Source organism: Polaribacter aquimarinus (genome assembly GCF_003129485.1).
Classification (GTDB): domain Bacteria; phylum Bacteroidota; class Bacteroidia; order Flavobacteriales; family Flavobacteriaceae; genus Polaribacter; species Polaribacter aquimarinus.
Map to the genome: position 1 here is coordinate 674,552 of NZ_QFFG01000002.1, position 12,287 is coordinate 686,838.

12 protein-coding genes are annotated in these 12,287 nt (G+C 30.0%); 7 read left to right on the forward strand and 5 right to left on the reverse strand.

Translation table 11 applies throughout. The features are described from left to right. Positions 1 to 2 precede the first annotated feature (2 nt). The 7 genes from DIS07_RS06600 to DIS07_RS06630 all read left to right on the forward strand — a co-directional run bounded on the left by DIS07_RS06600 (position 3) and on the right by DIS07_RS06630 (position 7,039). Positions 3 to 1,187, forward strand: coding sequence for a hypothetical protein (locus tag DIS07_RS06600; protein ID WP_109404427.1), 1,185 nt, complete (start codon positions 3 to 5; stop codon positions 1,185 to 1,187). A gap of 1 nt (position 1,188) precedes the next feature. Next, entirely contained in the window at positions 1,189 to 2,055 is an 867-nt protein-coding gene (locus DIS07_RS06605) for a mechanosensitive ion channel family protein (RefSeq protein ID WP_109404428.1), read from the forward strand. 66 nt (positions 2,056 to 2,121) lie between these two features. Then, positions 2,122 to 3,144, forward strand: coding sequence for a Holliday junction branch migration DNA helicase RuvB (ruvB, locus tag DIS07_RS06610; RefSeq protein ID WP_109404429.1), 1,023 nt, complete (start codon positions 2,122 to 2,124; stop codon positions 3,142 to 3,144). Positions 3,145 to 3,182: 38 nt separating this feature from the next. Next, the gene (locus DIS07_RS06615; protein ID WP_109404430.1) at positions 3,183 to 4,910 is read left to right on the forward strand and encodes a SulP family inorganic anion transporter; all 1,728 of its coding nucleotides are present in this window, start codon (positions 3,183 to 3,185) and stop codon (positions 4,908 to 4,910) included. An 80-nt stretch (positions 4,911 to 4,990) separates the two neighbouring features. Continuing rightward, positions 4,991 to 6,397, forward strand: a complete 1,407-nt coding sequence (locus tag DIS07_RS06620; RefSeq protein ID WP_109404431.1) for an MBL fold metallo-hydrolase — start codon at positions 4,991 to 4,993, stop codon at positions 6,395 to 6,397. 4 nt (positions 6,398 to 6,401) lie between these two features. Further along, entirely contained in the window at positions 6,402 to 6,767 is a 366-nt protein-coding gene (locus tag DIS07_RS06625; protein WP_109404432.1) for a rhodanese-like domain-containing protein, read from the forward strand. Positions 6,768 to 6,772: 5 nt separating this feature from the next. Next, positions 6,773 to 7,039 (forward strand): heavy-metal-associated domain-containing protein, encoded by a 267-nt coding sequence (locus DIS07_RS06630; protein ID WP_109404573.1) that lies wholly within the window; start codon positions 6,773 to 6,775, stop codon positions 7,037 to 7,039. 46 nt (positions 7,040 to 7,085) lie between these two features. Here the strand turns inward: DIS07_RS06630 and DIS07_RS06635 are convergent, their stop codons facing one another. The 5 genes from DIS07_RS06635 to pnuC all read right to left on the reverse strand — a co-directional run bounded on the left by DIS07_RS06635 (position 7,086) and on the right by pnuC (position 12,286). After that, positions 7,086 to 9,428, reverse strand: coding sequence for a TonB-dependent receptor (locus DIS07_RS06635; RefSeq protein WP_109404433.1), 2,343 nt, complete (start codon positions 9,426 to 9,428; stop codon positions 7,086 to 7,088). A 288-nt stretch (positions 9,429 to 9,716) separates the two neighbouring features. Next, positions 9,717 to 10,121, reverse strand: a complete 405-nt coding sequence (gene arfB, locus DIS07_RS06640) for an alternative ribosome rescue aminoacyl-tRNA hydrolase ArfB (RefSeq protein WP_109404434.1) — start codon at positions 10,119 to 10,121, stop codon at positions 9,717 to 9,719. Positions 10,122 to 10,123: 2 nt separating this feature from the next. Further along, positions 10,124 to 11,050: a phosphatase PAP2 family protein gene (locus DIS07_RS06645; RefSeq protein ID WP_109404435.1), complete on the reverse strand. Its 927-nt coding sequence runs from the start codon at positions 11,048 to 11,050 to the stop codon at positions 10,124 to 10,126. Beyond that, positions 11,037 to 11,693, reverse strand: coding sequence for an AAA family ATPase (locus DIS07_RS06650; RefSeq protein WP_109404436.1), 657 nt, complete (start codon positions 11,691 to 11,693; stop codon positions 11,037 to 11,039). The genes DIS07_RS06645 and DIS07_RS06650 overlap by 14 nt, the downstream gene beginning before the upstream one ends. Beyond that, the gene (gene pnuC, locus DIS07_RS06655; protein WP_109404437.1) at positions 11,654 to 12,286 is read right to left on the reverse strand and encodes a nicotinamide riboside transporter PnuC; all 633 of its coding nucleotides are present in this window, start codon (positions 12,284 to 12,286) and stop codon (positions 11,654 to 11,656) included. Before pnuC ends, DIS07_RS06650 begins: the two co-directional genes overlap by 40 nt. Position 12,287 lies beyond the last annotated feature (1 nt).

The following is a 12,287-nucleotide window of genomic DNA, read 5'->3' on the forward strand; positions in this document are numbered from 1 at the left end:
AAATGGCTGTTTTAGATAAAATTCAAAAAAGTGTAAGCTTTTTATATAAACTCTTCGATATAGAAGAAAAAAAAGAGTTGTCTATAATAGAAGAGGCTGAAGAAAAGATTCAATTACCCAATGAATATTTAGAGCGATTTACATTATATCCAATTCAAAATAAAGAGTTTCTAAAAAATAGAAATGAAGAATTAAAAAGTTTAGAATTGGCCTATGAGAATTGGAAAATTATTAACTCACCACTTTTAGTAGTTGATGACCCAGGAGAAGGAGGAACTTCTTTATTACACGCAGGAACTTATATTTATCCGAATGCTAAAATTTTAGAAACAAATCAAGCTATAGATTCCTATAAAAAATTGATAGGTTTATTAACTAACACACTCAGAATTGAAGATGAATTTAAATCTTTTAAAGATTTAGAAAAGCATATTAACTCTACAGATGAGAAACACGTTATTGTTTTAGAAAATATAGAGCGCCTTTTTATAAGAAGAGTACGTGGATTTGATTTGTTAGAAGATTTTTTGTTGTTTTTGCATGCCACTAAATCTAAAATTTACTGGGTAATTTCTATTAATAAGTATTCTTTTTATTATTTAAATAGAGTAAAGTATTTTTCATCACATTTTCCATCAATCATTCATTTAAAACCCATTTTAAATGAACAGCTAAAAGCAGAAATTTTAGATAGAAATACTGGATATCAAATGGTATTTCTTAAACCTAATAAGATTTCAAAAAAGGCAGAAAAACAGTTAAAAAAAGCTACAAAAGAAGGAAGACAAGAAATACTAGAAAATTTGTTTTTTAAAAAAATGTTTTCCTTTTCTAAAGGAAATATTTCAAAGGCCATATTATATGCTAGAAATTCAGCTTATAACGTAAAAGATAAAGTAGTTTTTATAAAACCAATACAAATTAAGGTTTTAGATGATTTGTCATTAAACGATTTATTTATTTTAGAAGCCATTTTTCAACATCGTTCTTTATCAATAAAAGAATTGAATATAGTATTAAGAAACTCAGATAGACAAAGTAGATTAAGTATTGAAAAACTATTAGAAAAACAGTTGATAAGGCCAACATCAACAATCAATAAAAGAATAGAATATAGAGTTAATTTAATGTATTTAGATATTTTAAAAGATTTATTAAGAGAACGGTTAAATAGAAATTTTAGATAATATGAAAAGAATTTTAAGCACAGTATTTTTCTTGACTGTTATTTCAAATTTTGCACAAGAAAAAACTGTAAATGATGTAAAGAACAATGTAGAAAACACCATTTCTACTGCAACGGATGTGGTTTCAATTACTAAAATATTAACTATAGTTGTTGTAATCATTCTTACATGGGGTTTAATGAAACTTTTAGATTGGTTCTTTAAAAACTTAGTAAAAAACTTTAATAGACATCGATTAAAGATTTTAAGATTACAACCAATTATTAAAATTTTAGTATGGACTTTAGCTATTTATACACTAATTATAACACTGTTTAATCCATCAGCAGAAGCAGTTTATGCTTTAATGGGTTCATCAGCTTTAGCGTTAGGTTTTGCATTACAAGACATTGTAAAGAATATCTTTGGAGGTTTACTAATCATCTTAGATAGACCTTTTCAGATTGGAGACAGAATAAACATCAAAGGAAATTACGGAGAAGTAGTTAATATTGGTTTAAGAAATACCATTGTAAATACTTTGGATGATAATACAGTTACCATTCCAAATTCAGCAATAATTTCTGATAGTATTTCCAATGCAAATTCAGGTGCATTAGATTGTATGGTAGTTATTAATTTATGGCTGCCCATTAATGTTGATGTTACTCAAATCAGAAAAATTGTAGAAGAAGCAGCAATTACATCAAGATATTTAAACATTGATAGACCAGTTACAATTTTGTTTTTTGATCATTTTGATGATCATGCAGCCACAAAAGTTGTGGTAAAAGCTTATGTTTTAGATGCGCGTTACGAAAAATTATTCGAAGGAGATGTTACAGAAACTTCGAAAAAAGCATTTATAGAAGTAGGTATTTATAGTTAGTATTACTGGTTTTTTGTGTAACAAAAGGTACAATAATGTAGCTTAAAATCAATTATCTTTGCATTTATGAACGAAAATTTGAATCCTGAAAACGATAATTATTCGAATGAAGAATTAGATCTAGAAAGAAAATTAAGACCACTTTCTTTCGATGATTTTACTGGACAAGATCAAGCTATTGATAACTTAAAAGTTTTTGTTCAAGCTGCAAATCAAAGAGATGAGGCCTTAGATCATACTCTTTTTCATGGACCTCCTGGTTTAGGAAAAACCACTTTAGCTCATATTTTAGCCAACGAATTACAAGTAGGAATAAAAGTAACTTCTGGGCCAGTTTTAGATAAGCCTGGAGATTTGGCGGGTTTATTGACAAATTTAGATGAAAGAGATGTATTGTTTATAGACGAGATTCATCGTCTAAGTCCAATTGTAGAAGAGTATTTATATTCTGCAATGGAAGACTATAAAATTGATATTATGATTGAATCTGGACCAAATGCCAGAACAGTTCAAATCAATCTAGAACCTTTTACTTTAATTGGTGCAACAACACGTTCAGGGCTATTAACAGCTCCAATGAGAGCTCGTTTTGGAATTAGTAGTAGATTACATTACTATAAAACAGATTTATTAACGACGATAATTCAAAGAAGCGCACACATTTTAAAGGTGCCTATTTCTATGGAAGCAGCAATCGAAATAGCAGGTAGAAGTAGAGGAACACCAAGAATTGCAAATGCTTTGTTAAGAAGAGTTCGTGACTTTGCACAAATAAAAGGCGATGGAAAAATAACCATTGACATTGCAAAATTTGCTTTAAAAGCATTGAATGTTGATGCTCATGGTTTGGATGAAATGGATAATAAAATTTTAGCGACCATAATAGATAAGTTTAAGGGAGGGCCAGTTGGATTAGGAACCATAGCAACAGCGGTTTCTGAAAACACAGAAACTATAGAAGAAGTTTATGAACCTTTTCTAATTCAGCAAGGTTTTATTATGCGAACACCAAGAGGAAGAGAAGTTACAGATTTAGCATACAGACATTTAGGAAGAATAAAAGGAACAAATCAAGGAGAGTTATTTTAAAAGGCTTAAAACACAAAGCTTAAGGCATATTGCTAAAAATGAATATCAAAAAAATCATACCAATTTTAGAGTGGTTACCCAACTATAACACATTGCTTTTTAAAGGCGATTTAGTTGCGGGTATTACTGTTGGTATTATTTTAATTCCTCAAGGAATTGCATACGCCTTAATTGCAGGTTTACCCCCAATTTATGGATTGTATTGCGCGTTAGTGCCACAAGTAATGTATGCTATTTTTGGATCGTCAAGACAAGTAGCTATTGGTCCAGTAGCTATGGATTCTTTAATCGTAGCAACAGGCGTTTCTACTTTAGCTTTAACAGGTTCTGATAGTTATATTTCAATTGCAATTATTTTAGCAATGATGGTAGGAACCATTCAGTTTATTATGGGAATTTTTAGTTTGGGATTTATTGTAAATTTCCTGTCAAAACCCGTAATAACTGGGTTTACATCAGCTGTTGCCTTAATTATTGGCTTTAATCAATTTCGAAATTTGTTAGGTGTAGAGTTTATTCAAAGTGATCAGATTCAGTATGTTATAGAAGATATTTGGCATCAAATATCAGATTATAATTATCACACTACTTTCATAGGAATTGTATCAGTAGTGGTGATTATTATTTTTAGAAAAATTAATAAAAAAATTCCTAATGCATTAATTGTAGTAATCATTGGAATTTTAATAATGAAGTATTTTGGGAAGTCTTTTGATGATGTAGATATTGTACGAGATATTCCATCAGGATTGCCAATTTTTGGAATTCCAGAATTTGATATTGATTTAATTAAAGAGTTATTACCAATTGCCTTGACGTTAGTAATGGTGGGTTATTTAGAAACGATTTCTATTGGTAAATCATTAGAATCAAAACAAGATGAATATAGAATTAGACCTAACCAAGAACTCATAGCTTTGGGTTTGGCAAATATGGTTGGATCATTGTTTAAGGCATATCCAAGTACGTCAAGTTTTTCACGTTCTGCAATTAATCAAGAAAGTGGTGCGAAAACAGGAATGGCTGCATTAATCTCTGTGGTTATGGTAGTTTTTACATTGTTATTTCTAACACCGTTATTTTACCACTTACCTAAAACAGTTTTAGCAGCAATTATTATTGTAGCTGTATTTGGATTGGTCAATTTTAAAGAAGCTGGATTTTTGTGGAAAGCTAACAAATTAGATTTTTGGTTAATGTTTGCCACATTTTTGTCCACACTTTTGTTAGGAATTGAATATGGAATCATAGTTGGAGTAGGATTGTCATTAATCGTTTTAATTTTTAGAACTTCAAGACCTTATGTAGTTGAATTAGGAAAAGTACCGAACTCAAATTTTTATAGAAATAAAAGTCGATTTGAAGAGGTTATCATTGAAAATGATATTTTGGTATTTAGATTCGATGCACAATTGTTTTATGCAAATTCAGGATATTTTAGAGATAGATTAGATGAAATGGCTGCAAAAAAAGGAAATGATTTAAAATTAATAGTCTTAGATGCAGAGAGTATTAACAGAGTAGATAGTACAGGGTTAGAAGTCTTAAAAGAACGAATTAAATATTATAAAAAAAGAGGAGTTATCTTTTATTTTGCAGGTGTAAAAGGACCAGTAAGAGACGATTTATTTAAGTGCGGTGTGCTATCTATTATTGATATCAATCATTTTTTTATGCGCGCAAATGATGCGGTTAAGTTTTACAAAACAGGAGACAGAGAGGAACAAAAAAAGTATGCAAAGTATATTCATCAAGCATACCAATAAAAATTATAGACTGATAAATATCATATAGAAAATAACTTTTAAATGTTATTTTGATATGTTAAATAGATAAGAGAAATATAATGATAATAGAACAAATTTACACAGGTTGTTTAGCACAAGGAGCTTACTATATTGAAAGTAATGGTGAAGTTGCAATTGTAGATCCATTAAGAGAAGTGCAAGATTATATTAATAGCGCTGATAAAAACAATGCTAAAATTAAATATATTTTTGAAACTCATTTTCATGCCGATTTTGTAAGCGGTCATGTAACTTTAGCAGAAAAAACAGGAGCAAAAATTGTATATGGTCCATCAGCAAAAACAAATTTTGAGGCTATTATTGCAGAAGATAATCAAGTTTTTCATGTTGGTGATATCACAATAACTGTATTACACACACCTGGGCATACCATGGAGAGTTCTTGTTTTTTATTAAAGGATGAAAATGGAAAAGATCATGCACTATTTAGTGGAGATACCCTGTTTCTAGGTGATGTTGGACGTCCAGATTTAGCACAAAAAGGAGACATTACAGAAAAAGATTTGGCAGGTTTTTTATACGATAGTTTACGAGAAAAAGTAATGACTTTAGCAGATGACGTTATTGTATATCCGGCACATGGAGCCGGTTCTGCTTGTGGTAAAAATTTAAGCAAAGAAACTGTAGGGACGATTGGAGAACAAAAGAAAACCAATTACGCTTTAAGAGAAAATATGACCAAAGAGGAGTTTGTTAAAGAAGTTACAGACGGATTATTGCCACCTCCAGCATATTTTCCTTTAAATGTAAAACTAAATAAAGAAGGTTATAAAGATGTAGATGATGTTATTAAAGCTTCAGCAAAACCATTATCTGTAAAAGATTTCGAATTGATAGCTAACGAAACAGACGCTGTTATTTTAGATGTACGTCATCAATCAGAATTTGTAAAAGGTTTTATTCCGCAATCTATTTTTATAGGTATTGATGGTGGATTTGCACCTTGGGTTGGCGCATTAATTAAAGATATTAATCAACCTATTTTGTTAATTGCCCCAGAAGGAAGAGAGGAAGATACAATTACGCGTTTATCTAGAGTTGGATTTGATAATGTATTAGGATATTTAGAAGGAAGTTTTGAATCGTGGGAAAAATCAGGAAAAGAAGTTGATACGTTAGTGTCAGTTTCCGCTGATGTTTTAGAGCAAAAAATAAAAGTGAATAATCCTGTTTTTGATGTTCGAAAACCTGGAGAATATGCAAGCGAACACATAAAGGTTGCAGAAAGTACACCTTTAGATTTTTTAAATGAACATATTTCTGAGTTTCCAAAAAAAGAAGATTTTTACGTTCATTGTGCAGGTGGATATCGTTCAGTAATTGCAGCTTCTATATTAAAAGCAAGAGGGTTTCATAATGTAATTGATGTTGCTGGAGGTTATGCTGCAATTAGAAAAACCAAAATAGAAAGAACTGATGCGGTTTGTCCATCTACTTTAAAATAAGAAAATGAAAAATTGGATTTGTTTATTTTTTTTAAGCTTACTTTTTATCAATTGTGGTCAAAAACAAGAAACAAAAACCATAACTACAATTGAATTGAAAGAATTACTTGCGAAAGAGAAAATACAATTAGTAGATGTAAGAACCTCAAAAGAAATTGCACAAGGAAGTATAAAATCAGCACTTTTTGTAAATTATTTTAATGCAGATTTTAGCACAAAAGCAGCGAATCAATTAAATAAAGAAAAACCAGTTTACCTTTTTTGTAGAACAGGGAATAGAAGCGGAAAAGCAGCCAAAATATTGCAAAAACAAGGTTTTAATGTGGTAAATGTTATAGGAGGTTATACAAAATGGAAAACAGAAAATTAAATAAAATGAAAACAGATATACAAATAGAAAATTTAAAATGTGGTGGTTGTGCTGCTACGATTAAAAAAGGAATTTCAGCTATAAATGGCGTAAATGATATAGATATTAATGTAGAGAAATCTATAGTTTCTATAACATCAGAAAACGTAAACTTAGATGAAATAAAAAAGAAATTATCTCAGTTAGGTTATCCAGAAGTGGGAGATAAAAACACCTTAGTACATAAGGCAAAATCTTTTGTAAGTTGTGCTGTAGGTAGAATAGAATCATAAAAAAAGAGAGCAAGTTGCTCTCTTTTTTTGCTATAATTTAAATTATTTAAAACCTCAAAGTAATTCCTACTAAGAAATTTCTAGTGGCTTGCGGATAGTAACCAGCTCCATCTACTGTAGTGGTTGTTCCAGGGTTAGACCAAGTGTCATCATACGTATAATAATAACCTCTGTCTAGATATTCTACATTGAAAATATTATTTACTAACGCAGTAAAGGTTATAGACTCAAAAATTTTGTTAGGTTTTATTTGATACACTATATTTAAATCACTTGTAATAAATGATTCTAAAACATCTGCAGAAGATACATAACTATTTAAGTTACTCAGATACTGTTGACTTACATATTTTGTTAAAAATGATAATTGAAAGTTATCCGATGGTGTAAAAATATACATGTTACCAACTACTGTATTTGGTGAAAAAGACAGGTTAGTATTTCCTAAAAATACTAATTTATCATTTATAACTGTAACAAAATCTCTATTTCTATTTGTGCTAAATGCTATATTAGGTCTAATAGTAAACTCATTAGATAATTTAATGTCTGCATCAATTTCTAAACCTAGTCTATAACTGCTACCAGAAGTTGCTCTTACTGGTTGTCCAACATTATCAATAGCACCAGTTAAAACCAATTGGTTGTCATAATCCATATAATAGATATTGGTGTTTATTTTAATATTTTCACTTTTTAAACGCCATCCTAATTCGTAATCAAACAAGGTTTCTGGTGTGGTAACTCCACCTTCAAAATCGTTTCTATTAGGTTCTCTATTAGCAACCGCAAAAGATGCATACAAATTGTTGTTTTCGTTTACATTATAGGTAAAACCTAATTTCGGATTAAAGAAATCGAAGTTTGCATCTACATCAATAGCATCTAAATCAGAGGTAATTCCTTTGGTTTGATAGTTTACAAAACGACCTTGTAAATCTAAATATCCAGATAATTTTTCACTGATTTCAAAATTGGCTTTTGCAAAGATTGAAAAGTCTGTTTTTTTAGCATCAGAAAAATAATAACGATCTCTAATATTTACATTAGGCGCTAAATCAGAACCCCAAATTACTTCTCCAAAATGATCTCCTGTATAATTAGAATAAGAGATTCCTGAAATGAAATTTACTTTGTCGTTTTTATAATTCGTGCTGAAATTCACTACATAAAAATCGTTGTCTAACCAACGTCTTACAATCACATCAGAATTGTCTACAATTAAGTTGTTAAAATCAGCAGCAGATTCGCCAGCTTTATATTGCTCAAAGAAACCAGCACCTTTGGTGTAATTTAAACCTAAGTTGGTAGACCATTTGTCATTTAATTTTTCATTCCAGTGTAATTGATAATGATTTTGACCATAATCATCTACTTCATTGTCATAAGTATATGGATTTTGTCTTCTATCAGTAGCTAATTGAGTGGCATCTAAACCAAACCAAGCTTGATAGGTTTTTTCTTTTCCACCAAAAGTGATGGCTTTGATTAACGTATTTTCATCAGTATAAGAACCTTGTAAAAAGTACGATTTTAAATCTGCAAAAGCTCTATCTACATAACCATCAGAATAAATATTAGACAAACGACCTGCAATTTCTATGTGGTCGTTAATTTTTCCTGTACTAAATTTTACGGTGTGTTTTCTTGTTCCAAAAGAACCAAAAGTGTTAGAGATTTCCCCAAAAGCTTCGTCAGAAACAGCATCCGTTAAAATGTTTAAACTTGCACCAAAAGCACCAGAACCATTTGTAGAGGTTCCAACTCCACGTTGTAATTGTAAGTTTTGCGTTGATGAAGCAAAATCACCTAAATTCACCCAAAAAGTTCCATGACTTTCTGCATCATTATAAGGAATTCCGTTTACAGTTACATTAATTCGCTCACCATTAGAACCACGTACATTCATATACGTGTAACCGACTCCTGCACCAGCATCTGATGAAGAAACTACGTTTGGTAAATAGTTCATTAAAACAGGAATGTCTTGACCTAAATTACGTTTTGCAATTTCTTTTTTTGATAAGTTAGAAAAAGTAACAGGAATATCTGCATTTACACGAACTGCAGAAACTAAAACTTCGTCTAAAACTGTAGATGAAGTGTTTAATTGAATAACAAAATACTCGTCTTTTGTCATTTCAATTTTTTTAGAAATGGTTTTGTAACCAATAAAAGAAACTTCAATGGTAAAGGTTCCTTTTTTTAACGGTAAACTAAATTCTCCTTTAAAACTAGAAGTAGTACCTTTTTTAATTTCTTTAGCCAAAATACTAGCTCCTGGTAAAGGTTCATTGTTTTTATCTACAACTTTTCCTGAAAGTGTAAATGTCTGGGCGTTTGCAAGTATACTTACAAACAAGAATAAAAAAAATAGTATTTTTTTCATTTTAAAAATTTTAAAACGAATAAAAAGAGGTAATTATTCTTGTGATTAATATTGAATAATTAGTTTTTGATATCAATTAAGATATCACTCAGTCCCTAAACAGCATTACCTGTTCTAGGTTCATTGGGTATGATCTCAGCTTTTTTAAGTGAGCAGTTTGCAGTAAATCAGTTTGCAGTAAAACTGCTACTGAAAACTAAAAAACTGCCAACTAAATTGGCACCCCTTTATGAGAACGCTGCAAAATTAAGTTGGATTTTTTTAATGTGAAACAGAAAAGTTATTTTTTTAATCCAATTTTGGTTTTTTACGAAAAGACTTTTTTTCAGAAGTTCTTTTTTTATTCTCAATTCTCTTTTTGATGATAGCTTTACTTGGTTTTGTAGGTTTTCTTTTTTTTGGTCTCATTAAATTCTCATTAATTAAATCTAGAAAACGTTTAATAGCAATTTCTTTATTTTTGTGTTGAGAACGTGTTTCTTCGCAAAATAAAATTAATAGATTCTCTTTTGTCAATTTTGATGAAAGTTTGCTTTTTAAAAACTCCTTTTCTTCATCATAAAGTGAAAGAGAATTCTCTAAGTCAAAAGTCAGTTTTATTTTTGAGGATACTTTATTTACGTGTTGTCCTCCAGCGCCAGAACTTCTAATAGCCTTAAAGTTTAATTCTTTTATAATTTGGGAGGAGTTCAAAATTAAAAATTACCTACTATTCTTATACCCGTAAATTCTGGAGAATATTGAGGAGTTATATTATAACTAATATGCTTTTCTTTTTTTGGAGCATCAGAAATCCCTCTTTTTTTCCAGCTACTTAAAACTATAGATTTTCCAATAATTGTACCAACAATACCTCCTAAAACAATATCACTTACCCAGTGATTATGCCCTTTGATATTAGATAACCAAGCAATACTCATTAATCCATAAGGAATCCAATAGTTATTATATTCCATTTGAAAAACTTTAGCAAGTGCAAAATAAGCTGTTGTATGCAAAGAAGGAAGGGCTGAACCTTCTGGACTTGAAAAAAGGTATTCTTTTCTAGCGTTAAAAAAATCCCAATTATCATTAGTCCATGGACTTGTAGCAGTTTCATAAAGAGGTCTATGGGGTCTGTTTCTACCAAAAATAGTTTTCAAACTTAATTGAGTAATAATTGTAGAATATTGAATTGCCTTTAAAGCATTTATTGATGCATATTGACCCTTTTCTTTATTTGATAAAAAAGAACCAATATAAACACCAATTATAGGGTAAGTAAGATATGCATTATCACCTATTAACCATTGTTGACTTGTGGTGCTATTAACAAGATTTATATTTGGTAAATTATAATTAATTTTTGGCTCTATGTGTTGGTGTAAAAATTTAGTAGTAATTTTATCAGTAGCTATTAGCCCAAGAATTCCAGCAGCATAATATCCAGTTTTTTTCCAATCATTAGAAATTTCTTTACCCATAAAAACAAAGTCACTAGGAATAGTTAGAATACTGTTTTTAATAACTTTACCTGAGGTTTGAAATATATTATCTTTTTTTACCTTCTTATTGTTTTGAGCATTAAGGTTATAAAATGATAAAAGAAGTATAATTAGTAGTATTTTTTTAATAGTTCTCATAGCTTTGGTTAATTGAGGTTTGATGTAAAAAATGCATATCTACATCGTGTAAAGAATCGGAAAAAGAATGCAAGTTTTCTTTCTTAGAAATAATTTTATCAATTGCTTTAACAGCATTTTTTAGCCGTGTTTCTTTGTCGCCTTTTAATAAAATATATGGTCTGTTATGGTCTTTTAGAGATTGTTCAAAAGCGTTAAACATTTCTAAACGTTGTTCTGGTCTATCGCGTAAATCGTCTTCTTCCCACGGTGTGTCTATGTAAGTGAGTAAATACAAATCATATTGATTATTTTGAGCTGCTTTGTCTAAAACCTTATCAACAAAACCGTCATAAAATTCTTCGGAATACACCTTGGTTTCTAGCAAATCCGTATCACAAATTAAAACTTTATCCGCTTTTTTAGCCAATTTATTTTCTAGTTTCATTTGACCAATAGCAATTGGAATTAAATCGTCTTTTTCGCAAGTTTTACGTTCGTTATTCCATTTTTTTTGTAAATATTCACGTGCAAATTCGGGCGCCCAAACCGTATTATAATGACGTGCTAAATGACGAGAAAGTGTCGTTTTCCCTGTGGATTCTGGTCCAAATAAAACAACCTTTACGAGGTTAATGGGGTTTTGTTTAAGCTTTTTTTCCATGCGATGTAACCAAATATAGCAATAAATGTGAATCCTAAGTATTGTAAACTCGTAAAAGTAAATCCTTTATGGAAATATAAAGGTACAGAAATGATGTTGCCAGCAATCCAAAACAACCAGTTTTCTATTTTTCTTTTAGCCATTAACCACATACCTACAAAGAAAATTGCCGTGGTAAATGTATCTGCATAGGCAACCCAAGAAGTCCATTTGTTGAAAGTTTTATAAACAATATAGACAAAAATTAACGTAGCAAAAAAAATAAAAATTGAGATTCTTTTTTCCTTGTTTGTAGTTGTAGAAATTGGAGTTACGTGTGTTTCATCAATTTTGCGAGTCCAAATATACCAACCGTAAACACTCATTATAAAATAATATCCGTTAATCATCATATCTCCTAAAAGTTCCCATTTTAACAATAAATAAACAAAAATTGATGTACTAATCATTCCCGTGGAAAAAACCCAAATTTTATTTTGTTTAGAAAACCAAACGGATAAAAAACCAAAGACAACGGCAATAATTTCCATAACAATATCTATGGTTTCATAGGTTTTGTATTGTGCAAAAAAGAAGTCGAAAATTTCTGACATT

Bases quoted from the DNA above. Each gene is read 5' to 3' on its own strand.
- DIS07_RS06605 (WP_109404428.1), top strand. From the start codon at position 1,189: ATGAAAAGAATTTTAAGCACAGTATTTTTCTTGACTGTTATTTCAAAT.
- DIS07_RS06620 (WP_109404431.1), top strand. From the start codon at position 4,991: ATGATAATAGAACAAATTTACACAGGTTGTTTAGCACAAGGAGCTTAC.
- DIS07_RS06630 (WP_109404573.1), top strand. From the start codon at position 6,773: ATGAAAACAGATATACAAATAGAAAATTTAAAATGTGGTGGTTGTGCT.
- DIS07_RS06635 (WP_109404433.1), bottom strand. From the start codon at position 9,428: ATGAAAAAAATACTATTTTTTTTATTCTTGTTTGTAAGTATACTTGCA.
- DIS07_RS06645 (WP_109404435.1), bottom strand. From the start codon at position 11,050: ATGAGAACTATTAAAAAAATACTACTAATTATACTTCTTTTATCATTT.
- pnuC (WP_109404437.1), bottom strand. From the start codon at position 12,286: ATGTCAGAAATTTTCGACTTCTTTTTTGCACAATACAAAACCTATGAA.
- DIS07_RS06625 (WP_109404432.1), top strand. From the start codon at position 6,402: ATGAAAAATTGGATTTGTTTATTTTTTTTAAGCTTACTTTTTATCAAT.
- ruvB (WP_109404429.1), top strand. From the start codon at position 2,122: ATGAACGAAAATTTGAATCCTGAAAACGATAATTATTCGAATGAAGAA.
- DIS07_RS06615 (WP_109404430.1), top strand. From the start codon at position 3,183: ATGAATATCAAAAAAATCATACCAATTTTAGAGTGGTTACCCAACTAT.
- DIS07_RS06650 (WP_109404436.1), bottom strand. From the start codon at position 11,693: ATGGAAAAAAAGCTTAAACAAAACCCCATTAACCTCGTAAAGGTTGTT.
- DIS07_RS06600 (WP_109404427.1), top strand. From the start codon at position 3: ATGGCTGTTTTAGATAAAATTCAAAAAAGTGTAAGCTTTTTATATAAA.